The organism is Pseudomonas sp. S2_E01 (genome assembly GCF_054668365.1).
This window is the reverse complement of the sequence record NZ_CP162762.1, coordinates 6,096,610-6,123,418: the sequence shown is the minus strand read 5'-3', so window position 1 is coordinate 6,123,418 and position 26,809 is coordinate 6,096,610. Positions and strand designations below refer to the sequence as shown.

26 protein-coding genes are annotated in these 26,809 nt (G+C 60.2%); 15 read left to right on the top strand and 11 right to left on the bottom strand.

The annotated features are described in order from the left end of the window. The first annotated feature begins 114 nt into the window (after positions 1–114). Both AB4O36_RS28275 and AB4O36_RS28270 read left to right on the top strand, forming a co-directional pair. Complete coding sequence (locus AB4O36_RS28275) at positions 115–1,155, top strand: threonine aldolase family protein (protein ID WP_460120201.1); 1,041 nt, start codon at positions 115–117, stop codon at positions 1,153–1,155. 110 nt (positions 1,156–1,265) lie between these two features. Continuing rightward, positions 1,266–2,090 (top strand): SDR family oxidoreductase, encoded by an 825-nt coding sequence (locus tag AB4O36_RS28270; protein ID WP_460120200.1) that lies wholly within the window; start codon positions 1,266–1,268, stop codon positions 2,088–2,090. Here AB4O36_RS28270 and AB4O36_RS28265 read toward each other — a convergent pair. Together AB4O36_RS28265 and gbcB are read right to left on the bottom strand one after the other, a co-directional pair. Beyond that, positions 2,080–2,205 (bottom strand): hypothetical protein, encoded by a 126-nt coding sequence (locus tag AB4O36_RS28265; protein ID WP_460140769.1) that lies wholly within the window; start codon positions 2,203–2,205, stop codon positions 2,080–2,082. The genes AB4O36_RS28270 and AB4O36_RS28265 overlap by 11 nt on opposite strands. Positions 2,206–2,233: 28 nt before the next feature. Further along, positions 2,234–3,334, bottom strand: a complete 1,101-nt coding sequence (gene gbcB / locus AB4O36_RS28260) for a glycine-betaine demethylase subunit GbcB (protein WP_460120198.1) — start codon at positions 3,332–3,334, stop codon at positions 2,234–2,236. 283 nt (positions 3,335–3,617) lie between these two features. On the opposite strand from gbcB, the gene gbcA reads away from it, so the two are divergent. Continuing rightward, entirely contained in the window at positions 3,618–4,913 is a 1,296-nt protein-coding gene (gbcA, locus tag AB4O36_RS28255; RefSeq protein ID WP_460120196.1) for a glycine-betaine demethylase subunit GbcA, read from the top strand. Positions 4,914–5,546: 633 nt separating this feature from the next. Here gbcA and AB4O36_RS28250 read toward each other — a convergent pair. From AB4O36_RS28250 to AB4O36_RS28220, 7 genes are all read right to left on the bottom strand, one after another. Beyond that, positions 5,547–6,113 carry an N-acetyltransferase family protein gene (locus tag AB4O36_RS28250; RefSeq protein ID WP_460120195.1) on the bottom strand — a complete coding sequence of 189 codons (567 nt, stop codon included), beginning with the start codon at positions 6,111–6,113 and terminating at the stop codon, positions 5,547–5,549. A gap of 148 nt (positions 6,114–6,261) precedes the next feature. Beyond that, positions 6,262–7,032, bottom strand: coding sequence for an electron transfer flavoprotein subunit beta (gene etfB / locus AB4O36_RS28245; RefSeq protein ID WP_460120193.1), 771 nt, complete (start codon positions 7,030–7,032; stop codon positions 6,262–6,264). Positions 7,033–7,047: 15 nt separating this feature from the next. Further along, positions 7,048–8,268, bottom strand: a complete 1,221-nt coding sequence (gene etfA / locus AB4O36_RS28240) for an electron transfer flavoprotein subunit alpha (RefSeq protein ID WP_460140768.1) — start codon at positions 8,266–8,268, stop codon at positions 7,048–7,050. Beyond that, on the bottom strand, positions 8,268–10,214 hold the full coding sequence (dgcB, locus tag AB4O36_RS28235) for a dimethylglycine demethylation protein DgcB (RefSeq protein WP_460140767.1): 1,947 nt from the start codon (positions 10,212–10,214) through the stop codon (positions 8,268–8,270). Before dgcB ends, etfA begins: the two co-directional genes overlap by 1 nt. A 111-nt stretch (positions 10,215–10,325) precedes the next feature. After that, positions 10,326–12,386: a dimethylglycine demethylation protein DgcA gene (dgcA, locus tag AB4O36_RS28230; protein WP_460140766.1), complete on the bottom strand. Its 2,061-nt coding sequence runs from the start codon at positions 12,384–12,386 to the stop codon at positions 10,326–10,328. Between the two features lie 152 nt (positions 12,387–12,538). Beyond that, positions 12,539–13,072, bottom strand: a complete 534-nt coding sequence (locus AB4O36_RS28225) for a DUF5943 domain-containing protein (RefSeq protein WP_108589013.1) — start codon at positions 13,070–13,072, stop codon at positions 12,539–12,541. A 78-nt stretch (positions 13,073–13,150) separates the two neighbouring features. Beyond that, a complete protein-coding gene (locus tag AB4O36_RS28220) occupies positions 13,151–14,128 on the bottom strand; it encodes a dipeptidase (RefSeq protein WP_460140765.1) in 978 nt (325 codons plus the stop codon). Between the two features lie 221 nt (positions 14,129–14,349). On the opposite strand from AB4O36_RS28220, the gene AB4O36_RS28215 reads away from it, so the two are divergent. The 6 genes from AB4O36_RS28215 (at position 14,350) to AB4O36_RS28190 (ending at position 18,738) form a co-directional block, all read left to right on the top strand. Continuing rightward, positions 14,350–14,751 (top strand): lysozyme inhibitor LprI family protein, encoded by a 402-nt coding sequence (locus AB4O36_RS28215; RefSeq protein ID WP_460140764.1) that lies wholly within the window; start codon positions 14,350–14,352, stop codon positions 14,749–14,751. Positions 14,752–14,942: 191 nt separating this feature from the next. Continuing rightward, the gene (locus AB4O36_RS28210) at positions 14,943–15,197 is read left to right on the top strand and encodes a type II toxin-antitoxin system RelE family toxin (protein ID WP_460126876.1); all 255 of its coding nucleotides are present in this window, start codon (positions 14,943–14,945) and stop codon (positions 15,195–15,197) included. After that, entirely contained in the window at positions 15,181–15,504 is a 324-nt protein-coding gene (locus AB4O36_RS28205) for a helix-turn-helix domain-containing protein (RefSeq protein WP_460120184.1), read from the top strand. The genes AB4O36_RS28210 and AB4O36_RS28205 overlap by 17 nt, the downstream gene beginning before the upstream one ends. Positions 15,505–15,536: 32 nt before the next feature. Then, positions 15,537–15,953 carry a DUF3010 family protein gene (locus AB4O36_RS28200; protein ID WP_460120181.1) on the top strand — a complete coding sequence of 139 codons (417 nt, stop codon included), beginning with the start codon at positions 15,537–15,539 and terminating at the stop codon, positions 15,951–15,953. A gap of 83 nt (positions 15,954–16,036) precedes the next feature. Further along, the gene (locus AB4O36_RS28195) at positions 16,037–17,698 is read left to right on the top strand and encodes an RHS repeat domain-containing protein (RefSeq protein WP_460140763.1); all 1,662 of its coding nucleotides are present in this window, start codon (positions 16,037–16,039) and stop codon (positions 17,696–17,698) included. Next, the gene (locus AB4O36_RS28190; protein ID WP_460140762.1) at positions 17,671–18,738 is read left to right on the top strand and encodes an RHS repeat-associated core domain-containing protein; all 1,068 of its coding nucleotides are present in this window, start codon (positions 17,671–17,673) and stop codon (positions 18,736–18,738) included. The genes AB4O36_RS28195 and AB4O36_RS28190 overlap by 28 nt, the downstream gene beginning before the upstream one ends. A 2-nt stretch (positions 18,739–18,740) precedes the next feature. Here AB4O36_RS28190 and AB4O36_RS28185 read toward each other — a convergent pair whose 3' ends face one another. After that, positions 18,741–19,739, bottom strand: a complete 999-nt coding sequence (locus tag AB4O36_RS28185; protein ID WP_460140761.1) for a GlxA family transcriptional regulator — start codon at positions 19,737–19,739, stop codon at positions 18,741–18,743. 206 nt (positions 19,740–19,945) lie between these two features. Here AB4O36_RS28185 and AB4O36_RS28180 point away from each other — a divergent pair, with 206 nt between their 5' ends. From AB4O36_RS28180 to AB4O36_RS28155, 6 genes are all read left to right on the top strand, one after another. After that, on the top strand, positions 19,946–20,890 hold the full coding sequence (locus AB4O36_RS28180) for a choline ABC transporter substrate-binding protein (protein ID WP_460140760.1): 945 nt from the start codon (positions 19,946–19,948) through the stop codon (positions 20,888–20,890). Between the two features lie 92 nt (positions 20,891–20,982). Next, positions 20,983–21,870 (top strand): beta-keto acid cleavage family enzyme, encoded by an 888-nt coding sequence (locus tag AB4O36_RS28175; RefSeq protein WP_460140759.1) that lies wholly within the window; start codon positions 20,983–20,985, stop codon positions 21,868–21,870. Positions 21,871–22,024: 154 nt separating this feature from the next. Next, the gene (locus tag AB4O36_RS28170; protein WP_460140758.1) at positions 22,025–22,990 is read left to right on the top strand and encodes an L-carnitine dehydrogenase; all 966 of its coding nucleotides are present in this window, start codon (positions 22,025–22,027) and stop codon (positions 22,988–22,990) included. Between the two features lie 123 nt (positions 22,991–23,113). Continuing rightward, entirely contained in the window at positions 23,114–23,590 is a 477-nt protein-coding gene (locus AB4O36_RS28165) for a thioesterase family protein (protein ID WP_460120170.1), read from the top strand. Positions 23,591–23,602: 12 nt separating this feature from the next. Beyond that, positions 23,603–24,766, top strand: a complete 1,164-nt coding sequence (locus tag AB4O36_RS28160; protein ID WP_460140757.1) for a gamma-butyrobetaine dioxygenase — start codon at positions 23,603–23,605, stop codon at positions 24,764–24,766. Positions 24,767–25,159: 393 nt separating this feature from the next. Next, positions 25,160–25,423 carry a hypothetical protein gene (locus tag AB4O36_RS28155; protein WP_460120166.1) on the top strand — a complete coding sequence of 88 codons (264 nt, stop codon included), beginning with the start codon at positions 25,160–25,162 and terminating at the stop codon, positions 25,421–25,423. A 129-nt stretch (positions 25,424–25,552) separates the two neighbouring features. Here AB4O36_RS28155 and gbdR read toward each other — a convergent pair whose 3' ends face one another. Further along, on the bottom strand, positions 25,553–26,656 hold the full coding sequence (gene gbdR / locus AB4O36_RS28150) for a choline metabolism transcriptional regulator GbdR (RefSeq protein ID WP_460120164.1): 1,104 nt from the start codon (positions 26,654–26,656) through the stop codon (positions 25,553–25,555). Positions 26,657–26,809: the final 153 nt, after the last annotated feature.

Sequence of the window (26,809 nt, the reverse complement as noted above, 5' to 3'; positions counted from 1 at the left end):
GTTTGTTTGTCTGACGCATCCCGTGTGCTCCCCGGATGATCTTCGGTAGAGTGCGCACCATCAATGACCTTGAGCCGCTTCACCATAGGCGTCTCGACCACGGAAAGCAGGGCCATGACCGATAAGAGCCAACAATTCGCCAGCGATAACTATTCCGGTATCTGCCCTGAAGCCTGGGCGGCGATGGAGCAGGCCAACCATGGCCATCAGCGCGCCTACGGCGACGATGAATGGACCGCCCGCGCGTCTGATCAATTCCGCAAATTGTTCGAAACCGACTGCGAAGTATTTTTCGCCTTCAACGGCACCGCTGCCAACTCCCTGGCCCTGTCGTCGCTGTGCCAGAGTTACCACAGCGTGATCTGCTCGGAAACCGCCCACGTCGAAACCGATGAATGCGGTGCGCCGGAGTTTTTCTCCAACGGCTCCAAACTGCTGATCGCCGGCACCGAAAACGGCAAGCTGACCCCGGAATCGATCCGAGAGGTCGCCCTCAAGCGCCAGGACATTCACTACCCCAAACCGCGGGTGGTGACCCTGACCCAGGCCACCGAAGTCGGCAGCGTCTACACCCCGGAAGAAATCCGCGCCATCAGCGCCACCTGCAAGGAACTGGGCCTGAACCTGCACATGGACGGTGCCCGTTTCTCCAACGCTTGCGCGTACCTGGGCTGCACGCCCGCCGACCTGACCTGGAAGGCCGGCGTCGACGTGCTGTGTTTTGGCGGTACGAAAAACGGCATGGCGGTGGGCGAGGCCATTCTGTTCTTCAACCACAAACTGGCGGAAGACTTCGACTACCGCTGCAAACAGGCCGGGCAACTGGCCTCGAAAATGCGCTTCCTCTCGGCGCCCTGGGTCGGCATCCTTGAAAACGACGCCTGGCTCAAATATGCCCGCCACGCCAATCGCTGCGCGCAATTGCTCGCCGAACTGGTCAGCGACATTCCAGGGGTAGAACTGATGTTCCCGGTGCAGGCCAACGGCGTGTTCCTGCAACTCTCGGAACCGGCCATCGCTGCCCTGACTGCCAAGGGCTGGCGTTTCTACACCTTCATCGGCAAGGGCGGCGCTCGCTTCATGTGCTCCTGGGACACCGAGGAAGACCGTGTCCGCGAACTGGCCGCCGATATCCGCGAAGTGATGACTCGCTGAGCACTAACTGAGAAATCACTCATCCCTGTGGGAGCGGCGGTGCGACTGAAGACTTCGTCTACATTGTTTCTCGAGCCTTTGCTCGAATAACAATAATCAGGAGCACGCGCATGTCCTTGCAAGGCAAAACCCTGTTCATTACCGGCGCCAGCCGTGGGATTGGTCGTGAGATTGCCCTGCGCGCTGCGCGCGATGGCGCCAACATCGTGATTGCCGCCAAGAGTGCCGAGCCGCACGCCAAGTTGCCCGGGACGATTTACAGCGTGGCCGAGGAAGTCGAGGCCGCCGGCGGCAGGGCGCTGGCCCTGCAAGTGGATGTGCGTGACGAGGTCGCCGTGCATCAGGCCCTGGCGCAGGCCAATGAACATTTCGGCGGTATCGATGCGCTGGTCAACAACGCAGGCGCCATCAAGCTGACTGGCGTTGCGCACCTGGAGCTCAAGCGCTTCGACCTGATGCATCAGATCAACACTCGCGCGGTATTGCTATGCAGCCAGGCTGCCCTGCCCTACCTGAAGAAATCCGCCGGGCACATCCTCAACCTGTCCCCGCCGCTGAACCTGGATACCCAATGGTTCGCCCAATACAGCCCATACACCGTGACCAAATACGGCATGAGCATGCTGACCCTCGGGATGAGCGAGGAATTTCGTCACGTCGGGATCAGCGTCAATTCGCTGTGGCCGCAAACCATGATCGCCACCGCGGCCATCGAGTTCCAACTGGGCTCGCGCGAATCGTTCAAGCACGCCAGGACCCCGGCGATCATGGCCGATGCCGCCCACGTGATTCTCGGCAGCTCTGGCCGAACACTGACCGGGCGTTTGTTGATCGATGAGCAGGTATTGCGCGACAGCGGCGTAACCGAGTTCGAACACTACCGATTCGAACCGGGCAGCAGCGCCCCGTTGATGCCGGATTTATTCATCGACTGAACACCCCGAACCCTGTAGGAGCGAGCTTGCTCGCGATGGAAGCCCAGGCACCGCTGGCATTCAGACAGCCAGCGTCATCGTTGACGACCATCGCGACGGTTCGACGCCTCGACATGCTCGCTCCTACAGAAAGCAGGGGACTATCAGAATTCGATCCGCACATCGCCTTTGGGCACGCTGCAGCACGACAGGATATACCCCTCAGCTTCGTCTTCCTCGGTGATCCCGCCGTTGTGCTCCATCTCGACTTCGCCGCCCAGCTTCAGCACTTTGCAGGTGCCGCAGATGCCCATGCCGCAGGCCTTTGGGATCAGCAGGCCAACCTTGGCCGCCGCCGCATGCACGGTTTCGCCCGGCGCCACACGAATGCTCTTGCCCGAGGAAATGAATTCCACCTGATGCAGGTCCGCGGCATCGACTTCCGGCGCATCCGCCGCCTGCTCGGCCTGTTCCACCGCGTCGGCCCGGGCCTCTTCCGGCGTCGCGCCGAAGGATTCCTCGTGATAACGCTTCATGTCGAAGCCAGCGGACTCGAGCATGCGCTTGACCGCGTTCATGTAGGGCGTCGGGCCGCAGCAGAACACTTCGCGCTCCATGAAGTCCGGGGTCATCAGTTCGAGCATCTTGTGGTTCAGGTAACCGCGATAACCGGCCCAGGGTTCACCCAGACCATGCTTTTCGCAGATCAGGTGCAGGCTGAAGTTATCGATGCGCGACGCCATGTGTTCCAGCTCGCGGTGGTAAATGATGTCTTTGGGCGAGCGGGCGCTGTGGATAAACACCATGTCCACGTTGCCGTTGGTGTCATAGAACCAGCGGGCCATGGACATGCACGGCGTGATGCCGACACCGCCGCTGAGGTACAGCACTTTCGGCGCCGGGAAGTCGATGGCATTGAACAGCCCGACCGGCCCGTGCACCGCCAGCTCCTGTCCTTCATGCAGGGTGTCGTGCAACCAGTTCGATACCTTGCCGCCCGGTACGCGCTTGATGGTCACCGAGAAGCTGTAAGGCACCGATGGCGAACTTGAAATGGTGTACGACCGCATGATCGGCTGGCCTTCGATTTCCAGTTCCAGGGTGACGAACTGCCCCGGCTTGAAGAAGAACATGATCGGCTGGTCGGCCATGAAGCAGAAGGTGCGCACGTCCCAGGTTTCCTGGATGACTTTGACGCAACGCACGATATGACGGCCGTTGGCCCAGGTCTGGGTGGTTACCGTGTTCAGGAAGTTATTGGACATGCTGTTCTCCGTAGCCGATGGTCGGCCGTATGGTGGCGATTCTGCGTATAGCGCAAACCGCCCATTTACCTACCAGCGACATTCACATACTTATCGCGACCAGCCCATAACCACCGGGGGTTGCGCGTCGGGAACAGATTGGGCCATGTCGCCCATGGATAAGGTTGCGAGCAACGCCGGCCCCACACTCGCCCCATACCAAGACAGACATTCAAACCCTTGCGTAGCAACCCTGATTAGCCACTTTCGCTGGCCACACAGAATGGCCTTGAGGATCACAATGATGGACGTCACCACTACCCTGAGCCTGGGCGATCCGCTGGAACCCGCACGCAAGGCCACCGCCCAGATGCTGCAAGAGCGTGAGCGCACCTTCTCGCTGCCCCAGCCGTTCTACTCCGACGAGCGCCTGTTCGATATCGACATGCAGGAGATCTTCCAGAAAGAGTGGCTGATCGCCGGCATGACCTGCGAAATCCCAGCCAAGGGCAACTACCTGACCCTGCAGGTCGGCAAGAACCCGATCATCGTCATCCGTGGCGCTGAAGGCGTGGTTCATGCCTTCCACAACGTCTGCCGCCACCGTGGATCGCGCCTGTGTACCAGCGACAAGGGCAAGGTCGCCAAACTGGTTTGCCACTACCACCAGTGGACCTACGAACTCGACGGTCGCCTGTTGTTCGCCGGCACCGAAATGGGTGCCGACTTCGACATGAAGCAATACGGCCTCAAGCCTGTGAACGTGAAAACCGCCGGCGGCTATATCTTCATCAGCCTGGCGGAAAACCCGCCGGCCATCGACGAGTTCCTGTCGACACTCAACCACTACATGGAACCGTACGACATGGAAAACACCAAGGTGGCGGTGCAAACCACCTTGATGGAGAAGGCCAACTGGAAATTGGTGCTGGAAAACAACCGCGAGTGCTACCACTGCAACGCATCGCACCCGGAACTGCTCAAAACCCTGCTGGAATGGGACGACGTTACCGACCCACGTGCCGACCAGGCGTTCAAGGACCACGTTGCCGCCTCCGCGGCCGCCTGGGAAGCGGAAAAGATCCCTTACGCCCACGCCAGCTTCGGCCTGCGTAACCGCATCGTGCGCATGCCGCTGCTCAAAGGCACCGTGTCGATGACCATGGACGGCAAACAGGGCTGCGCCAAGCTGATGGGCCGCATCAAGAACCCGGACCTGGGCTCGATGCGCATCCTGCACCTGCCGCACTCGTGGAACCACTGCATGGGCGACCACATCATCGTGTTCACCGTCTGGCCGATCAGCGCCCAGGAAACCATGGTCACCACCAAGTGGCTGGTGCACAAGGACGCGGTCGAAGGGGTGGACTATGACGTGGAGCGCATGCGCCAGGTCTGGGACGCCACCAATGACCAAGACCGTCGTCTGGCCGAAGAGAACCAGCGCGGTATCAACTCGTCGGCCTACCAGCCAGGCCCCTACTCCAAGACCTATGAGTTCGGTGTGGTGAACTTCATCGACTGGTACAGCGGCCGCATGCTCAACAACCTCGGGGCTGAGCCTGCGCCTTACCTCAAAGGGGTGGCGGTCAGCGGTTAAGCGCAAAAAGCATCGCGGGCAAGCCCGCTCCCACAGGTTCTGCGAAAATCCCCCTGTAGGAGCGGGCTTGCCCGCGATGGCATCTTTCCAATCACCAAACATCTCAAGGGATAGAACTGTACGAAATTTAACCTATTCCATTCAGCACTAAGCCCGCCGCACCTCCCAGCCTTCCGCAAACAAGTTATCCACACCTCCACCCACAGCAACTGGGGACAACTGTGGATACCTGACCATTTCCATTCACAGAAACTGAAGAAAATCCGTGACTTATCCAAAAGCATGTCTTTGGATAACCAATGGCTACTTTTTGATCAACCCTATGTAGCCCTCTATATACAAGGCCTGTAGAGGATGGCGAACACGTTATCCACAGAAGCACCAACAGACTTTGGGGGCAACTTTAGCGCCGCTGTGGAAAAGTGCCACGGACATTGAAAAACAAAGGTTTTCAGTGTGTTCGGAGAGTAAATAAGCCACTTTGGCTATTTTTTGATCAACTTCGTGAAAGACCCGTTTTTAGAGGCTTTGGGGCGATAGCAAACATCTTATCCACAGATGCGCCAACAGCGTTTGTGAGTAATCCATGTCGAGCAGTCGTAGCCCCGACGAATAGCTGCCTAAACTGGAGTTCTATGGCCGATACATCAAGTACGCCTCACCGGTCACCCGAATCATCGGATGCGGCGTGATCTGGCAGGTATCGACGATGCGAAAGCCGTGGCGCTCGTAGAAACGCCGGGCCCCGGTGTTGGCGGCGTAGTCGATCAGGCTCAGGCCGTTGAGGCCGAGCTGGTTGGCGCGGTCGTAGGCGTAGGCGAGGAACTCCTTGCCCAGGCCCTGGCCGCGCCAGCCCTCATGCAGCGCCAGGCTGGAGATGTAGAGGGTGTCGGGTATTTCCATGGTGGCATAGGGCGCGAGCACCGGATCGGTGGTGGGTTCTGCCAGGGGGTCATGGCGCATGACATAGCTGTGCATCATGCCGATCACTTCGCCGTTCGCTTCGGCAATCAGGCAGTTCTGGTACGAGAAGTCCACGTCGTCGCGGGCGTAGCGAACAGCGCCCACGTCCAGCAGGTCCTGGCCGGGTTCGGCGAGCTGGCTCCAGATGTAATCGGAGGCACCTTCAGAGGAAATCTGAAACAGACGGGCAATCTCCCGCGCGTCGCTGCGCAGGGCTGGACGGAATTCGACGGTCATTGGGTGTTTCCAAGTGGGAGACTTTATGGGGATCCCTGTGGGAGCGGGCTTGCCCGCGATTGCGGTGTGCCTGTCCAAGGCTGTGTAACTGATACGCCGCCATCGCGGGCAAGCCCGCTCCCACATTGGATATTCAACGTCAAAGCAATCAGCGCACCACACCTTCCTCGATCAACAACTTGAGAATCGCCTCGGCACCGGCCTGCGCACTCACGCCCTTGAGCACCTGCCCGCCTCCGCCGCTGGCCTTGGCCGTGGCGGCTTTCATGCGGTCGGCGCCGCTCTTGGCCTTGATCACCTTGAGGCGTTTGGGTCGCGGCTTGGCCGGTTGCAGGGTCGCCACCGCCAGCAGCTCATCGTCGACCACTTCTACGTCATCGGCCTGCAACACACCGCGCCGCGCCGGACCATAGGCGCTCTGGCGTGGCTTGGGCGCCGCGTTATCCACAGTGGCCAGGAATGGCAGACGCACCTTCAGGCGACGACGTTGACCACGTGGCAACGCCTGGAGCACCAGGGCCGAACTGCCGTCGATGGATTCCACCTGCGCCAGCCCCACCACCAGCGGCCAACCAAGGCCCTCCGCCAGCAAAAACGGCAGCATGCCCGAGCCTTCGCCGGTTTCCGCCTGGCTGCCGGTCAGCACCACCTGGGCGCCTGCTTCACGCAGGTAAGCGGTCAGCGCCGGCAGCGCGTCGGCACCCGCCGGTTGCTCGAGCACATGCATCTGTTCCAGCCCCATGCCCAGGTAGGCCCGTAACGCAGGTTCTGCGACGTCCCCGGCATGCAGCACCTGCAAGTTATCCCCAGCCAGTTGCAGGCCCAGTTCCACTGCCCGCGCATCCTGCTCCGCACGGCGTGGACGGCCGGAGGTCGGGTGGGCGCCGATGGACACCAGGCTGACGATTTTCGTGCTCATAACCCTTTCCTTCCCTTAAGCCGCATCGCGCTTGGCGTCGTTGCGATAAGCCGCTATTGCATCGATCAAGGCTTGAAGAAGCTCGGCGCTTTCGCCGATCACCGACAGGTCGGCCCGTTTGATCATGTCGCAGCCCGGGTCGAGGTTGATCGCCACCACCTTGTCGCAGGCGCCAATGCCCTGCAGGTGCTGGATCGCCCCGGAAATCCCCACCGCCACGTAGACCCGTGCCGTGACCCAGGTGCCGGACGCACCGACCTGACGGTCGCGCGCCATGAAGCCATCGTCCACCGCGACCCGCGAGGCGCCCTCGGTGGCGCCAAGTGCCTGGGCCGTCCTGTGGAAAAGCTCCCAGTCCTTGACCCCGTTGCCGCCGGAGAAAATGAATTCGGCTTCGGCCATCGGAATCGCCGCCGGATCCACCGCCACCGAACCCAGATCCTCGATACGCGACAAGCTGCGCGCCACGGCTGTGGATAACTCCACCGGCAACACTTCGTGACGAGTTTCGCTGACCGGTTCTGCGCATTCGACGGCGCCCAGAATCAGACGCGCGAGCGGACGCGCAAGGTCCTGCAAGCCCGCACCGGCGCGGCCGACGCATTGCTCATCCTTGACCTGCCAGACCCGTGTTGCCGGGCGCTCGCCCAAGGCAGCAGCGAAACGCCGGCCGAGTTCGCCGCCACCCGTGCGGCTGTCCGGCAGCAGCCAGTGCCGGGGGTTGAACTGGTTATCCACAGCCCGAAGACCCTGGATGCGTTGCTCCGGTGCATAACCGCTGAACTCGTCACCTTCGAGTACCAGCAGGCGATCGACGCCAGCGCTGGCAAACGCATTTTCCTTGTGCTCGCCAAATACCACCGCCAACACCGCACCCTCCTTGCCCGCCAACTGATGGGCAAGGCCGAGCAAGTCGCGGTCGTGGCTGCTCAGACGGCCACCGACCATGTCCGGCACCACGCTGATGTAGAACGCCGGTTGTGGAACCTGATGCAGCGGCAGTTGCACCTCTACGGCGGCCGAACGTTTGGCCGAGCCACCCTGTTGCGCGCCGCTGCGATCGATGCGCTTGATGCCGTTGGGGCCGATGAAGCCCATGCCATGGGGATTCTTGCGAATGACGCCATTGGGCCCCATCCAGCTGTGCTGCGCCGGTTGCATGGCCGCGTGCAGCGGGTGCAGGCGGTTACGGGCAATCCATTCGGCGCGGGGGTCGCGGCGGATAATGTCGCTCATCAGTGCACCTCCGCAGGTTCGCGTTTGGCCGGCGCGGCGGATTTCGGCGCGTCTTCTTCAAGCAGCGCATCAGCCACCAGTTCGGCAATGTCCTTGATCAACGGCCGGGGCTCGACCACGCCTTCGAGCATCGCGGTGCACTGCGGACAGCCCACGGCGACCAGTTCGGCGCCGGTTTCGCGGATGTCTTCCATGCGCATGTCGGGGATCCGTTGCTTGCCCGGAATGTCGGTGATTGGCGCGCCGCCACCACCACCGCAGCACCGGGAGCGGAAACCGGAACGTTGCATCTCTTTCACTTCGATCCCAAGGGCACGCAGCACTTCGCGCGGCGCCTCGTATTCACCGTTGTAGCGACCGAGGTAACACGGGTCGTGATAGGTCACGCTGTCGCCTTTGTGCTGGCCGAGGTTCAGTGCGCCGGTTTTGATGATTTCCGCCATATAGGTGCTGTGGTGCTGCACCCGGTAGTTGCCATCGAAAGCCCCGTACTCGTTTTTCAGCACGTGGAAGCTGTGCGGATCACAGGTGACGATGCGGTTGAAGCTGTACTTGGCGAGGGTCTGGATGTTGCGTTTCGCCAGCAACTGGAAGGTCGCTTCATCGCCCAGGCGACGGGCCACGTCGCCGCTGTCGCGCTCTTCGAGGCCGAGTACCGCGAAGTCGATTTTGGCCGTTTTCAACACTTTGACGAAGGCGCGCAGTGTGCGCTGGTTGCGCATGTCGAAGGCGCCATCACCCACCCAGAACAGCACGTCGGTGGATTTCTTCTCGCTGAGCAGGTTGAGATTGAGGTCCGCCGCCCAGTTCATCCGCCCACCCGGGGCGAAACCGCCGGGGTTGTCGGTGGCGATCAGGTTTTCCAGCACCTCGGCGCCCTTGTTCGGGGTCGCGCCTTTTTCCAGGGTCAGATGCCGGCGCATGTCGACGATGGCATCGACGTGCTCGATCATCATCGGGCATTCCTCGACGCAGGCGCGGCAGGTGGTGCACGACCACAGGGTTTCAGCGTCGACCAGACCGTTGACGATCGGTTGATGTGGATTGCCCGAGTGTTCGCCAATCGGTTTGCCCGGATAGGGGCTGCCGGCAAACTTCGCGTCAGTACCGCCCGCGAGGCCGACGACCATGTCCTGTATGAGTTTTTTCGGGTTCAGCGGCTGGCCGGCGGCGAAGGCCGGGCACGCCGCTTCGCACTTGCCGCACTGCACGCAGGCATCGAAGCCGAGCAACTGGTTCCAGGTGAAATCCTTGGGTTTTTCCACGCCCAGCGGCGCGGTCGGGTCGCCCAGGTCCAACGGTTTCAAACCGGTGGAGCGGCCGCCGCCAAAACGCTCGGCACGACGGTGCCAGGCCAGGTGCAAGGCACCGGCGAAGGCGTGCTTCATCGGCCCACCCCAGGTCATGCCGAAAAACAGCTCCGACACGCCCCATAACACGCCGATACCGAGAATCACCGTCAGCAGCCAGCCACCGAAGTTTTCCGGCAGGATGCCGGCCACCGGCAAGGTCACCAGGAAAAACGAGGCCGAGAAGGCCAGCAGGCTTTTCGGCAAGCGCATCCACGGGCCTTTCGACAGCCGCGACGGCGGGTTGCGCCGACGCAGGTACATGAAGATCGCCCCGACGAACATCACCGCTGACATCAACAGCAGTGCATAGCCGAGCCAGCGGTTATGCAGGCCAAAGCCGTGCACCAGGATCGCCAGGACGATGGACGCCACCGCGCCACCGGCCGTGGCCACGTGGGTGTTGGCAATGTATTTGTCCCGCGCCACCACATGGTGCAAATCGACCATGTAGCGCTTGGGCATGGCGAACAGGCCGCCGATCAGGTCGACCTTGGAGGCTCGACCCCGACGCCACATGGCCACCCGCCGCAGCGCACCCAGGGCCGCAAGGCCCAGGGCGGCGAACAACAGGATTGGAAGAAGGGTGTTTAACATCAGAGTCACCTCTGGCGAGGTGCAAGCTGCAAGCTGCAAGCTGCAAGAAAGAGCCGCGATGAGGCTGTGCTTTTACTTGTCGCTTGTAGCTTGCGGCTTGCAGCTACGCCGTCAAAAATCCTTACAGAGCCGGAGTGCGTCATAGATGGCAGCGTGCACGTTACGCTGTGCCACGCAGTCGCCGATGCGGAACAGCAGGTAGCCGTCGCCGCTCTGCTCGAGGCATGGTTGCGGCTTGATAGCGAACAGCGCCTCGACGTCGATCTGGCCCTTGTTGCGCGCACCTTCCTTCAACGCGTAGTAGATTTCCTCGTCCGGACGCACGCCGTTTTCGACGACAACCTGGTCCACTACCCGCTCCTCCTTGGCGCCGGTGTATTCGTTTTCCAGGACCGCCACCAACTTGTCGCCTTCGCGGTAGACCTTCTCCAGCATCATGTCGCCGGTCATGATCACTTCTTTGGGGTACATGCTGCGGTAGTAGGTCGGGAACGACGTACCGCCGATTGCCACACCCGGCTTGATGTCGTCGGTGACGATCTCGACCTGGCTGCCCTTGTCCGCCAGGAAGTCGGCGGTGGACATGCCGGTGAACTCGCAGATGGTGTCGTACACCAGTACGTTCTTGCCCGGTGCAACCTTGCCGTCAAGCACGTCCCAGCTGCTGACCACCAGGCCTTCAGCCGCACCCCAGTGCTCGTTCTGTTCGAGGAACGGATGACCGCCGACCGCCAGCACCACCACATCCGGACGCAGGTCCATGATGGTCGGCGCATCCGCCGCCGTGCCCAGGCGCAGGTCGACTTTCAGACGAGCCAGCTCCAGTTGATACCAACGGGTAATACCCGCGATCTGATCCCGTTGCGGGGCTTTCGCCGCCGTTGTGATCTGCCCGCCGATGAATTCCTTCTTCTCGAACAGGGTCACGTCATGGCCACGCTCGGCGGCCACACGCGCCGCCTCCATCCCCGCAGGCCCGGCGCCGACCACCACCACCTTGCGTTTTACGCCGGTGGTTTTTTCGATGATGTGCGGCACACCCATGTATTCACGGGAGGTCGCGGCGTTCTGGATGCACAACACATCCAGGCCCTGGTACTGACGGTCGATGCAGTAGTTGGCACCGACGCATTGCTTGATCTGGTCGATCTGGCCCATCTTGATCTTGGCGATCAGGTGCGGATCGGCGATATGCGCACGGGTCATGCCGACCATGTCGACGTAACCGCCCTCCAGGATCCGCGTCGCCTGGTTCGGGTCCTTGATGTTCTGCGCGTGCAGCACCGGAACCTTGACCACTTCCTTGATACCGGCCGCCAGGTGCAGGAACGGCTCCGGCGGATAACTCATGTTCGGGATCACGTTGGCCAGGGTGTTGTGGGTGTCGCAACCCGAACCCACGACACCGATGAAATCGAGCATGCCGGTGTCGTCGTAATACTTGGCGATCTGTTTCATGTCTTCATGGGACAGGCCGTCCGGGTGGAACTCGTCACCGCACAGGCGCATACCCACGCAGAAGTCGTCGCCAACTTCGGCGCGCACAGCCTTGAGCACTTCCAGGCCGAACTTCATGCGGCCCTCGAAGCTGCCGCCCCATTCGTCGGTGCGCTTGTTGACCCGTGGGCTCCAGAACTGGTCGATCATGTGCTGGTGCACGGCCGACAGTTCGACGCCATCGAGGCCACCGGCCTTGGCGCGGCGGGCCGCTTGTGCGTAGTGGCCGATCACCCGCCAGATTTCTTCCGGCTCGATGGTCTTGCAGGTAGCGCGGTGCACCGGTTCACGGATGCCGGACGGCGACATCAGTGTCGGCCAGTTAAAGCCGTCCCAGCGCGAGCGTCGCCCCATGTGGGTAATCTGGATCATGATCTTGGCGCCGTGCTTGTGCATGGCGTCGGCCAGGTTCTGGAAGTGCGGAATGATGCGGTCGGTGGACAGGTTCACCGAACTCCACCATTCCTGCGGGCTGTCGATGGCCACCACCGACGAACCGCCGCAGATTGCCAGGCCGATCCCGCCCTTGGCTTTCTCTTCGTAGTACTTGACGTACCGGTCGGTGGTCATGCCGCCGTCGGTCGCGTAGACCTCGGCGTGGGCGGTGCTGATCACGCGGTTGCGGATGGTCAATTTACCGATCTGGATCGGCTGGAACATAGCTTCGAAAGCCATGGCGGTCTCCTCAAATCGTTAAAAAACTACTGCGCTCGACCATGCTGCGTTGAAATCAGACTCGAAATGCTCATTGACTAAAGTCAACTGTGCTTTCTCGCCTGACTTCGCCTTGCCTGGCCTTCGCTCGCTACGTTTTTTCAACGATTTGCTTATTGTTTAGGTTTGACGGTGAACAAACCGTCGTCGTGGCCTTCTTCGGAGCCACCGTAGACCTGCTCGGCCACGGTGCGGATCTTGCTGCCGCGTGCGGCGAGGATCTGGTCCATGGCACCGGCGAACCAGCCAGTGAACATGTAATCGACCTTGCGCCCGACCTTGCCGTAGACGTAGACGAATGCGGAGTGTTCGAGCTTGACGCTGGCGGTGCCTTTGTCGAGGTCGATGTCCTGGATCTTGAACAGGCCCCAGCCGCGTTGCGACAGGCGCTTCATGTAGTGCTCGAACACCGCGACGCCTTCCAGGCCGTGGCATTCGGCTTCTTTTTCACACCAGTGCCAGGCGGACTTGTAGCCGGCCTTGTAGAGGATCTCGGCATAGGCGTCGGCGCCCAGCACTTCCTCGATGCCCATGTGGTTATTCACGAAGAAATGACGTGGCACGTACAGCATCGGCAGGGCGTCGGACGTCCAGACACCGGTCTCGCTGTCGACTTCGATAGGCAATTGCGGGGCGATCTTGGCCATGGAAACTTAACTCCAGAAGAATTTTGGTGTTGCCCCCGGCGCGGACGGCCGGGGGAAAAGGATTCAGCGCGCGGCGGTTTATTCGCCCCAAACGTCTTTTAAGACGTTCACCCAGTTTTCGCCCATGATCTTGCGCACCACCCGTTCGGAGTGGCCGCGCTTGAGCAGGGTTTCGGTCAGGTTCGGGAACTCGCCGACGGTGCGGATGCCCAGCGGATTGATGATCTTGCCGAAGCTGGTCAGACGGCGGGCGTAGCCCTTGTCATGGGTCAGGTATTCGAAGAAGTCCTGGCCATGGCCCTGGGTAAAGTCGGTGCCGATGCCGATGGCGTTTTCGCCGACGATGTTCATGGTGTATTCGATCGCTTCGGCGTAGTCGTCGATGGTCGAATCGATGCCCTTGGCCAGGAACGGCGCGAACATGGTCACACCGACGAAACCGCCGTGATCGGCGATGAACTTCAGTTCTTCATCGGATTTGTTGCGCGGGTGAACCTTCAGGCCAGATGGCAGGCAGTGCGAGTAGCACACCGGTTTCTTGGATTCGAGGATGACCTCTTCGGAGGTTTTCGAGCCAACGTGGGACAGATCGCACATGACGCCGACGCGGTTCATCTCGGCAACGATTTCACGACCGAAGCCCGACAGGCCACCATCACGCTCGTAGCAACCGGTGCCCACCAGGTTCTGGGTGTTGTAGCACATCTGCACGATGCCGACGCCGAGCTGCTTGAAAATCTCGACATAGCTGATCTGGTCTTCGAATGCGTGAGCGTTCTGGAAACCGAAGAGGATGCCGGTCTTGCCCTGCTCCTTGGCCTTGCGGATGTCAGCCGTCGTGCGGACCGGAATCACCAGGTCGCTGTTCTCGCGGATCAGTTTCTGGCTGGCGGCGATGTTATTGACAGTGGCCTGGAAGCCCTCCCACACCGACACGGTGCAGTTGGCCGCGGTCAGACCGCCCTTGCGCATGTCTTCGAACAGCTCACGGTTCCATTTGGCAATAATCAGCCCGTCGATAACGATGCTGTCGGCGTGCAGTTCGGCTGGGCTCATCAGGCTGTCCCCTATTGTCGATTCATGCGCCGAATCGTGTGCCGGCGCTTTGGGGCCAGCATATGCCTCGGTGCCTTGGCAGCCGGGTGCAAAAACGACAGGGGAATTGCCGAAAGCGTCAATCCGCGACAAAGGGTCATCGCAAGCCGACACAGGCCACCTGTTCAAGGGCCTGCGCATGGGCCAGAATTCGCGCCATTACGGAATTTGGGGGTGATGCGATGAAATCTGTTTTGCTGGCCTTGCTACTGATAACGACCGGCGCACACGCGGCGCAGGAGTCCGACACCAACCCTTGCGATACCGTCGAAAACGACGTGCAGACCCTGGAATGCTCGGTGTACGGCCGCACCACCGCCGAAGACCTGCTCAAGGACAACCTCCAGAGCCTGACGGAGCGGCTGCAAGGCCTGTACGGCAAAAACCCGACGCAACTGGCCGACATCACCGCCAAACTCAAGAACGCCCAGCAACAATGGCTGAAAACCCGCGACGCCGACTGCGCCGTCGAGGCCTTTCCGGCGACCAGCGGCAGCAAGGCGTTCACCATCGTGCAAAACGATTGCGTGGCGCGCATGAGCGACGAGCGGTCGGAGTTTTTGGAGTCGATTGGGCAGGAGTGAAATGACGCTTTTACAGAGAGCTGGCATTCTTGCCAGCTCTCTCCTACACACCTTGCAGAGCCTGCCTACAGACCCCGCATCACCCCGTGTCGGACCCTCTCCTTGGGCAACACCCCGACATGTTTTGTTGATTGGCCCGCAGAGAAATATAAGTAAATATTGGAAATCTTATAAAAGACTTATATTCTCTCATGAACAGTATCCACTGGACTCGAAAGGCCGTTAAGCAACTCCTGAAATTGCATTCCTCTCATCAGAGCCAGGTTCGCGATGCCGTGACGTCGCTGGCTGACATGCCCGATACGGGCAACGTCAAAGCACTCGTCGGCCATCTGTATGCCTATCGACTTCGAGTAGGCCATTACAGAGTTATGTTCGATTGGGATGGAGCAATCAAAGTGGTCAGTATTCAAGAGGTCAAAAAACGTGATGAACGCACCTACTGACGTTCAAATCATCAACGACGCAGACGGAAATCCTGCCTTCGTGGTCATTCCCTACGCACAATATGTGGCACAGAAGGTCGAACCCGATCTGATTCCCCACGAAGTGGTCAGTCGTATCGTCGACGGGGCGACACCGATTCGCGCCTGGCGCGAACACTTGAACCTTACCCAGGATGAAGTGGCCCAACGCATGGGTATTTCGCAACCGGCCTTTGCCCAGCAGGAAACCGTCGCGAAGCCGCGTCGGGCCACCCGCGAGAAAATTGCGGCGGCGTTTGGCATCACGGCCAATCAGCTTGAGCTTTGAGCTGCACTCCAACCATTGTGAAAAGGATCGACATGAAAATCTGCGGCATCGAAATCAAAGGCAGCGAAGCCATTATTGCCGTGGCGGCGCTCGACGGTCAGGCGCTGCGCCATGTCGCGCTCAACACCAAGAAGATCGCCCTTGAAGATGACGACGAAGCGGCGAACGTCAAAGTCTTTGCCGCTCAGGTTGCGTCGTTTGTACGTGAAAACTCCATCGACCGGATCGCGATCAAGAAGCGCAGCAAGAAAGGCGAATTCGCTGGTGGACCGACAACGTTCAAGATCGAGGGCGTCTTCCAGTTGCTGGAGAGTTGCGAGGTGTCGCTGCTGTCGCCGCAGACGATTAATGCGCAGGCCAGGAAGCACGGTTTTGAACTGCCGGCGACGCTGAACAAGTATCAGCATGAGGCCTACAAAGCGGCCTGTTCGGCGTTGATGAAGAAGTAACCCCGTCACGCACCTGTTACTTGTGACAGTAGCCAGCAGGGGAAAATCGGCGCATAGGTTGGCAACTTTCATCAGAGCCGCCGATGATGACCGCCAACCTGCACCACAATACGCCCACCCTGGCGGTTTACGACCCGCGCAGCCAGGCGATTCGCAGTGTGGCTTACCACCGCGCCCAGCCGGATGAAACGCCGCAATCGCACATTACTCGTCAGGCCTACAACGCCAGCGGGCATTTGGTGGCTGGCTGGGACCCGCGTCAGTGGGTCACGGAGGGCGATCCTTCGTCGACAAATGTGCATGCCCTCTCTGGGGGATCTTTGCTGAGCAGCAGTGCTGACGCAGGCTGGAAAGCCGGCATGTTGGGCAACGCCAACGAACTGCGCTTCGAATGGGATGGCCGGCAGCTTCTTCGACAAGTCGACTACGACGATCAGCTACGTCCGACGACCATTACCGAGCAGGTCGACGGCGCCCCGCCTGTTGTCAGCGAACGAATGGTCTATGGCGAAGACGGCGTTGAATTCGCCTCACGCAATCAATGCGGGCGCCTGATTCGCCACGACGATCCGGCCGGTAGCCTGCATGCCGACGCCTACGACCTCCGAGGTTCAAGAGTCAGCGAGTCCAGGCACTTCACAAATGACCTCTCGCAGCCCGATTGGCCAGTCAGTCTAAATGAGCGTGATCAAAAACTGGTCGCCGATGGCGAAACCACGATCTGGCAATTCGACGCCTTGGGCGCTCTTCTGTCCCTGGCCGATGCACGGGAAAACCGACGCCTGTTCGCCTACGACATGGCAGGCCAGTTGCTACGGATAAATCTCAAGCGCGACGGTTTGCCCGATGCCCCTTTGCTCAGTGACAGGCGCTATAGCGCAACGGGCCAGATAGAACATGAAACCGCCGGCAATGGCGTCGAAACGACCCGTCGTCATGACGCTCAGGACGGTCGCCTGTTGCAACTCACGTCCGCTCGCTCGGGCCGCACCTTCCAGGACCTTGTCTACGACTACGACCCCGGGGGCAACATCAGCCGGATCCACGACTTTGTCCCGGCCACGCGTTACTTCAAAAACCAACGCACTGACGCCATCAACCACTACCGCTATGACTCGCTGTCACAACTGGTTCAAGCCAGCGGACGAGAATGTATCGCCAGCGCGGACGCGATGACGGCGTATACACAGACCTTTTCATATGACCAGGCGGGGAATTTGCTGAGGCTTGTCCATGAAGGCGTTCAGGGTTACACCCGTGACATGGTCATCGCGCCCTCAAGCAACCGAAGCCTGCTGAAACCGCAGGCGGGCGAAGCGGATTTCATCAACAGTTTTGACGAAAACGGCAACTTGCGGGTTTTGGCACCTGGTGCGCAGGCGATGCTCTGGGATTGTCGCAACCAACTGAGCAAAGTCATTCAAGTCATCAGGAATGATGAACAGAACGACGATGAACTCTATCGCTACGACGCTGGCGGCCAGCGGCTGCGCAAGGTGCTCCAGCGCAAGACTAAAACGGCAACTGCAACCCGCGAAGTGCGTTACTTGCCAGGGCTGGAGATCCATGACACCGGCAATAACGAAGTGCACTATGTGATCAGTGTCGACACCGGCAACTGCATCGTCCGGGCTGTGCATTGGCATCAGCCACCCCGGAAAATATCGCCAACGATCAGATCCGCTATAGCCTGGGGGACCACCTTGGCTCCTGCACTTTGGAACTGGACGAAAATGCAGCGCTGATCAGCCAGGAGTGGTACTACGCCTTCGGCGAAACGGCCTGTTGGTCGGCGCGAAGTGAAGTGGAGGGAAGCTACAAGACCCTTCGGTATTGCGCGAAGGAACGGGATGCCACCGGGCTTTACTACTATGGGTTTCGTTATTACGCGCCTTGGTTACAGCGGTGGATCAACCCGGATCCGGCGGGTGATATCGATGGCTTCAATCGCTATCGGATGGTTCGCAATAACCCGCTGCGATTAAAGGACAGTGAGGGTTTGAATCCGATGGATGAACTGAAACCCGTTGATGAGATCGAAACAACATTTGTCGGCTGGGGGCAGAAGATACTGCATCGCCGGGCCAGCGCTTTGCCTGACGAAAAGAGAAACGAATTCAAACACGATTTATTGAACATGATCCGCTTCACCACTGCTGCGCTTACGGATTTGCGCCAAAGCCCTCTATCGGCGGAAACTCTGCAAAAATTGAAATACATTTATGGAGAGCAAGCGAGCCCGCAATACTTGGAAATGGCTGCAATGGCAGCTAAAGAAAAACTGAAATGGATACTTTCCGGAGCCTTACAGGATTACGAAAGCGGTGAGCGTTTTGTATTTGTCGAGATACTTCCTGATGGACCTTTCGAGCGTGGATTTACCTACGCTCAAACTTCGGATAGGAACAAGTTCGTTTACCTCACCCCTCATTATCATCAGGAGTCGGCGACATTGCGACCGGGAATAATCTTTCATGAGCTCTCCCATGTTCACGGCGATGCTTATGACTACTGGCCGGTGTTTTCTTTAACCTCACGTGATGCTACATCAGAGACATCTGATTCAATCGTGCAGTCAAACATTGAAAATTCCTTGGGGACTCACTTAACTCCCAATATTTCAGACTTGGGCCAGAGGGAACGTGATTCCATACAACGGCATATTGACCAGGCGAAACGAATGTACCCGGACTTAGAACGCCAAAGGTGGGCTTCACGCATCGCAATCACAACTCACAACGCTGATAGCTTGACTGCTTTGATGCTTCAGTTCAGGCATCGATAGATTCACTGAACCATGGGCGGCTTGGAGACGGTCGCCAATGCGATGGTTGCGACTTGTCGCCCAACACCGTTGCGCCGATCCTCCCGCGGGCAGCGCTCGAACTTTGCCCGATAACTGCGGGTGAAATACGACGGCGATTCAAACCCGCAGGCAATGCTCACCTCCAGCACGCTCATGTCGGTCTGGCGCAACAACTTGCGGGCCTTTTCCAGCCGCAACCTCAGGTAGAAATTGCTCGGTGTGTCGTTCAGATGTAGGCGAAACAGCCGCTCCAGTTGCCGGCGCGTCACCTTGATCGATTCGGCCAGTTGCAGGGTGGTCAGCGGCGGTTCGCTGTGTTGCTCCATTTCGCCAATGACTTGCACCAGTTTTTTGTTGCTGATGCCATACCGCGTGGCGACTTCCATGCGCTGGTGGTCCTTGCGCGGACGGATGCGGCCGAGCACGAATTGTTCGCTGACCTGGATCGCCAGTTCCGGGCCGTGGGCCTGGGCGATGAGGTCGAGCATCAGGTCGATGGAAGCGGTGCCGCCCGCCGAGGTGATGCGCCGACGGTCGATCTCGAACAGCTCCTGGGTGACGCTCAGTTGTGGATAAGACTCCTTGAACGCGTCGATGGCTTCCCAGTGCAAGGTCAGGCGATGGCCGTCAAGCAAGCCCGCTTCGGCGAGGACGAAACTGCCGGTGTCGATGGCACCGAGGGTCACGCCTTCCATGTCCAGCCGGCGCAGCCAGTGTTCCAGTGCGGGCGTGGCGAACTTCAGCGGTTCGAAGCCAGCGACCACCAACAGCGTCGCGCCTTTCTTCAAAGGCTCCAGCGCGGCATCGGCGTTGACCGACATGCCATTGCTGGCCAGGACCGCGCCGCCATCGGCGCTCAGGACATGCCAGCGGTACAGCTCGCCGCGAAAGCGATTGGCCACCCGCAGCGGCTCGATGGCCGAGATGAAACCGATGGCCGAAAAACCCGGCATCAACAAAAAGTAGAAATCCTGGGACATGGCGCACTCGATCAGCCAGTAACGTGAGACCGCTAGCGTGTGGACGTTGATACGCCACTTGTACCCAGCATTCAAGAGCACAGGTCGCTGCAGTGCAAGAGCTGGTCGCCGCAGTGCGTTTTCAGGGGGCCAAGGCTGCGTAACGTTGGCATCACCGGCGCACAGACACCGGGCCCCACAATAACGATCTGCCGAGGAAACCTGTGATGAAACGACTGATCAGCAGCTGTGTTCTTGCACTCAGTGGTACCGCTTTGCTGAACGCCAGCGTCATGGCGGCCGAACCTGCGTCGTGCCAGAACGTGCGCATGGGCGTGGTGAACTGGACCGACGTAATCGCCACCAGTGCCATGACCCAGGCCCTGCTCGACGGCCTCGGCTACAAGACCAAACAGACCAGCGCCTCCCAGCAGATCATCTTCGCCGGGATCCGCGACCAACGCCTGGACCTGTTCCTGGGCTACTGGAACCCGCTGATGACCCAGACCATCACCCCGTTCGTCGAGGCCAATCAGGTCAAGGTATTGAAAGAACCAAGCCTGAAAGATGCACGCGCCACGCTGGCGGTGCCTACCTACCTGGCGGACAAGGGCCTGAAAACCTTCGCCGACATCGCCAGGTTCGAAAAAGAACTGGGCGGCAAGATCTACGGCATCGAGCCGGGGTCGGGCGCCAACACCCAGATCAAGGCAATGATCGCCAAGAATCAGTTTGGCCTCGGCAAGTTCCAGTTGGTGGAATCCAGTGAGGCCGGCATGCTCGCCGCCGTCGATCGCGCCGTGCGCCGCAAGGAAGCCGTGGTGTTCTTCGGCTGGGCGCCGCACCCGATGAACGTCAATGTGCAAATGACTTACCTGACCGGCAGCGACGATGCCCTGGGCCCGAACGAAGGCATGGCCACCGTGTGGACCGTGATTGCGCCAACCTATGCCGAGCAGTGCCCGAACATCGGGCGCCTGCTGACCAACCTGACTTTCACCGCCGAAGACGAGAGCCGGATGATGCAGCCGCTGCTGGATCACAAGGACGCCCTCGAATCGGCCCGCCAATGGCTCAAGGATCACCCGCAGGACAAGGAGCGCTGGCTTGAAGGCGTCACCACCTTCGATGGCAAGCCGGCGGCTGAGAACCTGCAACTGACCAGCAAATAACCCCACAACCGAACCACCGATTCGCAGTCCCGAGGACTGCGAACGGCGCCCATACGCCACCTGAAAAGTACTCGCCTGTAAGGAACCGCCCAATGAACCATGACGTCATCATCACCTGCGCACTCACCGGTGCTGGCGACACGACCGCCAAGAGCCCACACGTGCCGGTCACCCCCAAGCAAATTGCCGCCGCAGCCGTAGAGGCCGCCAAGGCTGGCGCCACCGTGGTCCACTGCCACGTACGTAACTCCGAGACGGGCAAGTTCAGCCGCGACGTGGCGTTGTACCGCGAAGTCATGGAGCGCATCCGCGAGGCCGACGTCGACATCATCGTTAACCTCACTGCGGGCATGGGCGGCGACCTGGAAATCGGCGCCGGTGAGAATCCCATGGAGTTCGGCCCCAACACCGACCTGGTCGGCCCGTTGACCCGCCTGGCCCACGTAGAGGAACTGCTGCCGGAAATCTGCACACTGGACTGCGGCACCCTCAACTTCGGCGATGGCGACACCATTTACGTCTCGACCCCGGCGCAACTGCGCGCGGGCGCCAAGCGCATCCAGGAGCTCGGTGTTAAGGCCGAACTGGAAATCTTCGACACCGGACACCTGTGGTTCGCCAAGCAGATGATCAAGGAAGGGTTGCTCGACGATCCATTGTTCCAACTGTGCCTGGGCATCCCGTGGGGCGCGCCGGCGGACACCACCACCATGAAGGCCATGGTCGACAACCTGCCGGCAGACGCCGTCTGGGCCGGCTTCGGCATCGGGCGCATGCAGATGCCGATGGCGGCGCAAGCGGTGCTGCTGGGCGGGAACGTGAGGGTCGGCCTTGAAGACAACATCTGGCTGGACAAGGGTGTCCTGGCCACCAACGGCCAACTGGTGGAACGCGCCAGCGAAATCCTCAGCCGCCTGGGCGCCCGCGTCCTGACCCCGGCTGAGGGCCGCAAGAAGATGGGGCTGAAACAGCGCGGCTGACCACTTTTCACCTTCCCCCTGTAGGAGCGAGCTTGCTCGCGATGACGTCAGCACATTCAGCATTGATGTCGACTGGCCCGCCGCTATCGCGAGCAAGTCGAAGCGTCGAACCGTCGCTCCTACAGTTTTTTTGAGCCAAATTCAGGATGCGATCATGAGCTTCATCACAGAAATCAAAACCTTCGCCGCCCTCGGCAGCGGTGTCATCGGCAGCGGCTGGGTGTCTCGCGCCCTCGCCCATGGCCTGGACGTTATCGCCTGGGACCCGGCCCCCGGCGCCGAAGCGGCGTTGCGCAAACGCGTGGCCAATGCCTGGGGCGCTCTGGAGAAACAAGGCCTGGCGCCCGGTGCGTCGCAAGATCGCCTGCGCTTTGTTGCCACGATCGAAGAATGCGTGCGAGACGCCGACTTCATCCAGGAAAGCGCCCCGGAACGCCTTGAGCTCAAACTCCACCTGCACAGCAAGATCAGTGCGGCGGCCAAGCCCAATGCCCTGATCGGCTCCAGCACTTCGGGCCTGCTGCCCAGCGAGTTCTACGAGAGCGCCACTCACCCGGAACGCTGCGTGGTCGGTCACCCGTTCAACCCGGTGTACCTGCTGCCCTTGGTGGAAGTGGTCGGCGGCAAGGACACCGCCCCGCAAGCCGTGCAGGCCGCCATGCAAGTCTACGAATCCCTGGGGATGCGCCCGCTGCATGTGCGCAAGGAAGTGCCGGGGTTCATTGCCGACCGCCTGCTCGAAGCGCTGTGGCGCGAGGCACTGCACCTGGTCAACGACGGCGTGGCGACCACCGGCGAAATCGACGACGCCATCCGTTTTGGCGCAGGTCTGCGCTGGTCATTCATGGGTACGTTCCTCACCTACACCCTGGCCGGGGGCGACGCGGGCATGCGCCATTTCATGGCGCAGTTCGGCCCGGCGTTGCAGTTGCCGTGGACTTACCTTCCTGCGCCGGAGCTGACCGACAAGCTGATCGACGATGTGGTCGATGGCACCAGCGATCAACTGGGATCACACAGCATTTCGGCGCTGGAGCGCTATCGTGATGATTGCCTGATGGCGGTGCTTGAGGCGGTGAAGGCGACCAAGGCCAAGCATGGCATGAGTTTCAGCGAATAGCAGGTCTGGCCTCATCGCGGGCAAGCCCGCTCCCACAGGTTTTGCGGTGCTCACGAATCCTGTGGGAGCGGGCTTGCTCGCGATGACGGCCTCTGAATCCCCCCACACTTCGGATCAATCACCATGCCCACCCTCACCACCTACCAGACCCGCATCATCCCCGACTGGGTCGATTACAACGGCCACCTGCGCGATGCGTTCTACCTGCTGATCTTCAGCTACGCCACCGATGCCCTGATGGATCGCCTGGGGCTCGACAGCGACAACCGAGAAGCCAGCGGCCATTCGCTGTTCACCCTGGAACTGCACCTCAACTACCTGCACGAAGTGAAACTCGACGCTGACGTTGAAGTGCGCACGCAGATCATCGGCTACGACAGCAAGCGCCTGCATCTCTATCACAGCTTGCATTTGGCGGGTGATGACAAGGAGCTGTCGGGGAACGAACAAATGTTGCTGCACGTCGACCTCGCCGGCCCGCACTCCGCGCCGTTCAGCGAATTGACCCTGGGCAAACTGCAAGCCATCGTCGCCGATCAGGCCGATCTTCCGGCCCCCGCGTACATCGGCCGAGTGATCGCCTTACCTGCAAAAAAATAACAAGGACACGCCATGAACACCGCTGCCGCTTTAGCCGATTTTCGTACGTATCCGTTGATCAGCGCGCTCGGTAGCGTGCGAACCCTGACGGATCGTATCGTGGTGACCTGGGCCGACCAGCGATTCAGCCCCTTCCATCATCCATGGCTGCGGGACAATTGCCCGTGCACCCAATGCGTTTACAGCGTCACCCGCGAGCAGGTACTGGAGATTGTCGATGTCGCCCAGGACCTGGCGGTGACCAACGTATGCATCGACGAGCACGGTTGCCTGAATATCGACTGGCAGGACGGCCATCAGAGCCGCTTCGATCCAGGCTGGTTACGCGCCCATGCCTATGACGATGAATCCCGAGCCGAACGCCTGTCGACCAAGCCCAGGGCGAAGCTCTGGCACAGCGATCTGAAACTGCCGGTGTTCGACTATCAAAAGCTGATGAACGACAACGACGCCCTGTTGCAATGGCTGTTGGCCGTGCGTGATATCGGCCTGACCCAGGTCCGAGGGGTGCCCGTCGAACCCGGCTCGCTGAAGCTGATCGCGCAACGCATTTCCTTCATCCGCGAGAGCAACTTCGGCGTGTTGTTCAACGTGCAATCCAAAGCCGACGCCGACAGCAATGCCTATACCGCTTTCAACTTGCCGTTGCACAGCGATTTGCCGACCCGCGAGTTGCAACCGGGGCTGCAATTTCTGCATTGCCTGGTCAACGATGCCGAGGGGGGCGAAAGCATTTTCGTCGATGGTTTTGCCATCGCCGAGGCACTGCGCCAGGAAGACCCTGAGTCGTTCCAGACGCTGTGTGACATTCCCGTGGAGTTTCGCAACAAGGACCGCCACAGCGACTATCGCTGCCTGGCACCGATCATCGCATTGAACGCTCTGGGGCAGGTTTCGGAAATCCGCATGGCCAACTTTCTGCGTGGGCCGTTCGATGCCTCGGTGGAGCAGATGCCCAGGCTGTATCGGGCCTATCGCCAATTTATCGCCATGACCCGCGAAAACCGGTTTCGCCTGATGCAAAGGCTCCAGCCCGGTGAGCTGTGGTGCTTTGACAACCGGCGCACGTTGCATGCGCGCAATGCGTTCGACCCGGCCACCGGCGCGCGGCATTTCCAGGGATGCTATGTGGATCGGGATGAGTTGCTGTCGCGCATCCTGGTGTTGCAACGTTAGACCGCATCGACTTCATCGTCGGAACGCCGCCCGGACCAAGCCCGCTCCTACAGAAGATTTGTGCCAGCCACTGATCCACTGCAGGAGCGAGCTTGCTCGCGATGAGGCCCTCCCAGACAACACAAAACCCAAGAATTCACAGACAAAAAAAGCCCCGATACAAGCCGTGACTGAATCGGGGAAGAGGGTACTGTTGAGGAGCCGCCATGCGAGGGTGACCAAACCTTCGTGAAGCAAGCTGGGTCCAGTGTGCCGGCTCCCGGGCAAGGCAAGTTAGCCGAAAACGACATGTTCATAGTCAATGCGGCCATAACGACAAATCGCCCTTGCCGAGCCCCCTCACCCCTACCAGAATCGAGCCACGACATCGTTCCCGGAAGAAGGACTTACGCCATGATGCATGCCGATTTGATCGATCAGGAAGACCTGTTGGGGCAACTCAAATCACTGGGTTTCCAGGTCCCTAACGGCTCCACCGCCGAACAAGCCTGCGAGTGCGCCGTACGCGGTTTGAACGACGAACGTGCGATGACCCTGCGTACCATGGTCAAGCAGATGTACACCAGCAGCGCCACCATTCTCCCGGCCGTACGCCAGGCGATTGATCGGCAGTTGCTGCCGGCGTTGGCGGCGTATCAGCAAGGTCGTGCGGTGTAAAAACTCGCCCCCCTGTAGGAGCGAGTTTACTCGCGATGGTAGCCCAGACACCGCGGGCATCCAGACACCCCGCGTCATCGTTAACGACAATCGCGAGCAAGCTCGCTCCTACAGAAGAGGATGAGGTTTCTAGAGCCTCACACTGGCAAATGTCGACTCGTTGCGCGCCTGGCTCAACGCCGATAGCGGTCCGGAAAGTGGCGACAGCACCAGCGCTTGTGGCAGCGGCATCAGTGCCACTTGCTGGGTGGTATTGGAGCCGACGCGTTCGTCACGCGGCGGGATGCCGAAGTACTCACGGTAGCACTTGGAGAAGTGCGGTGTGGACACAAAACCGCAGACCGACGCCACTTCGATGATCGACATCGGCGTTTGCTTGAGCAACTGCCGGGCGCGGATCAGACGAAGCTTCAGGTAGTAACGCGATGGCGAGCAATGCAGGTATTTCTGGAACAGCCGTTCGAGCTGGCGACGGGATACGGCGACGTACACCGCCAGTTCGTCGAGATCGATCGGCTCTTCAAGGTTGGCTTCCATCAGCGCGACGATTTCCTGCAGCTTCGGCTGGTTGGTGCCCAGCATGTGCTTGAGCGGTACGCGCTGGTGATCCTGTTCGTTACGGATACGCTCGTAGACGAACATCTCCGAAATTGCTGCCGACAACTCACGACCGTGGTCGCGGCTGATCAGGTGCAGCATCATGTCCAGCGGCGCGGTGCCACCGGAGCTGGTGAAGCGGTTACGGTCCAGGGTGAAGAGGCGAGTGCTCATGGCCACACGCGGGAAGGCTTCCTGCATCGAGGCCAGGCATTCCCAGTGCACGCTGCAATCGAAGCCGTCCAGCAAACCGGCGCAGGCCAGGGCCCAACTGCCGGTGCAGACCGCGCCAAGGCGCTTGGACTGACGCGCCTGGCTTTGCAGCCACGACACGTGCTCACGGGTTACGGTGCGTTGAATACCGATACCGCCGCAGACAATGATGGTGTCCATGGGCGGTGCTTTGTGCATGGAGGCGTCGGGGGTGATCTGCAGGCCGTCACTGGCCCAGACCTGGCCGCCATCGACGGTGAGCGTGGTCCAGCGATACAACTCGCGACCGGACAATTGGTTGGCCATGCGCAGGGGTTCTACGGCAGAGGCCAGGGAAATCAGCGTGAAATTGTCCAGCAGCAGAAAGCCGATGGATTGAGGCGCACGGTTCTGGGGTTGAGCCCCGGAGTTGAACGACGTCATCGCGGTATCTCCTCACACAAAGCAGGTGATGGCCTCAGGCGGAGGCTCTTGTTATGGCCATCGTTCTCGCTCGGGAGACGGGCTTTGTAATGACAGAGCAAATGCCATGCCTAAACTTGAATACGCGTTCAATAAATCCTGAAAACGACCTAT

Excerpts from the sequence above, each read along its gene's own strand:
- dgcA (WP_460140766.1), bottom strand. The coding sequence starts at position 12,386 with ATGGCTTTCGAAGCTATGTTCCAGCCGATCCAGATCGGTAAATTGACC.
- AB4O36_RS28275 (WP_460120201.1), top strand. The coding sequence starts at position 115 with ATGACCGATAAGAGCCAACAATTCGCCAGCGATAACTATTCCGGTATC.
- AB4O36_RS28160 (WP_460140757.1), top strand. The coding sequence starts at position 23,603 with ATGAACACCGCTGCCGCTTTAGCCGATTTTCGTACGTATCCGTTGATC.
- AB4O36_RS28250 (WP_460120195.1), bottom strand. The coding sequence starts at position 6,113 with ATGACCGTCGAATTCCGTCCAGCCCTGCGCAGCGACGCGCGGGAGATT.
- AB4O36_RS28225 (WP_108589013.1), bottom strand. The coding sequence starts at position 13,072 with ATGGCCAAGATCGCCCCGCAATTGCCTATCGAAGTCGACAGCGAGACC.
- AB4O36_RS28200 (WP_460120181.1), top strand. The coding sequence starts at position 15,537 with ATGAAAATCTGCGGCATCGAAATCAAAGGCAGCGAAGCCATTATTGCC.
- AB4O36_RS28270 (WP_460120200.1), top strand. The coding sequence starts at position 1,266 with ATGTCCTTGCAAGGCAAAACCCTGTTCATTACCGGCGCCAGCCGTGGG.
- gbcA (WP_460120196.1), top strand. The coding sequence starts at position 3,618 with ATGGACGTCACCACTACCCTGAGCCTGGGCGATCCGCTGGAACCCGCA.
- etfB (WP_460120193.1), bottom strand. The coding sequence starts at position 7,032 with ATGAGCACGAAAATCGTCAGCCTGGTGTCCATCGGCGCCCACCCGACC.
- AB4O36_RS28175 (WP_460140759.1), top strand. The coding sequence starts at position 20,983 with ATGAACCATGACGTCATCATCACCTGCGCACTCACCGGTGCTGGCGAC.
- AB4O36_RS28195 (WP_460140763.1), top strand. The coding sequence starts at position 16,037 with ATGATGACCGCCAACCTGCACCACAATACGCCCACCCTGGCGGTTTAC.
- AB4O36_RS28170 (WP_460140758.1), top strand. The coding sequence starts at position 22,025 with ATGAGCTTCATCACAGAAATCAAAACCTTCGCCGCCCTCGGCAGCGGT.
- AB4O36_RS28205 (WP_460120184.1), top strand. The coding sequence starts at position 15,181 with ATGAACGCACCTACTGACGTTCAAATCATCAACGACGCAGACGGAAAT.
- AB4O36_RS28215 (WP_460140764.1), top strand. The coding sequence starts at position 14,350 with ATGAAATCTGTTTTGCTGGCCTTGCTACTGATAACGACCGGCGCACAC.
- gbdR (WP_460120164.1), bottom strand. The coding sequence starts at position 26,656 with ATGACGTCGTTCAACTCCGGGGCTCAACCCCAGAACCGTGCGCCTCAA.
- etfA (WP_460140768.1), bottom strand. The coding sequence starts at position 8,268 with ATGAGCGACATTATCCGCCGCGACCCCCGCGCCGAATGGATTGCCCGT.
- AB4O36_RS28265 (WP_460140769.1), bottom strand. The coding sequence starts at position 2,205 with ATGTCGAGGCGTCGAACCGTCGCGATGGTCGTCAACGATGACGCTGGC.
- AB4O36_RS28220 (WP_460140765.1), bottom strand. The coding sequence starts at position 14,128 with ATGAGCCCAGCCGAACTGCACGCCGACAGCATCGTTATCGACGGGCTG.
- AB4O36_RS28155 (WP_460120166.1), top strand. The coding sequence starts at position 25,160 with ATGATGCATGCCGATTTGATCGATCAGGAAGACCTGTTGGGGCAACTC.
- gbcB (WP_460120198.1), bottom strand. The coding sequence starts at position 3,334 with ATGTCCAATAACTTCCTGAACACGGTAACCACCCAGACCTGGGCCAAC.
- AB4O36_RS28210 (WP_460126876.1), top strand. The coding sequence starts at position 14,943 with ATGAACAGTATCCACTGGACTCGAAAGGCCGTTAAGCAACTCCTGAAA.
- AB4O36_RS28185 (WP_460140761.1), bottom strand. The coding sequence starts at position 19,739 with ATGTCCCAGGATTTCTACTTTTTGTTGATGCCGGGTTTTTCGGCCATC.
- dgcB (WP_460140767.1), bottom strand. The coding sequence starts at position 10,214 with ATGTTAAACACCCTTCTTCCAATCCTGTTGTTCGCCGCCCTGGGCCTT.
- AB4O36_RS28165 (WP_460120170.1), top strand. The coding sequence starts at position 23,114 with ATGCCCACCCTCACCACCTACCAGACCCGCATCATCCCCGACTGGGTC.
- AB4O36_RS28180 (WP_460140760.1), top strand. The coding sequence starts at position 19,946 with ATGAAACGACTGATCAGCAGCTGTGTTCTTGCACTCAGTGGTACCGCT.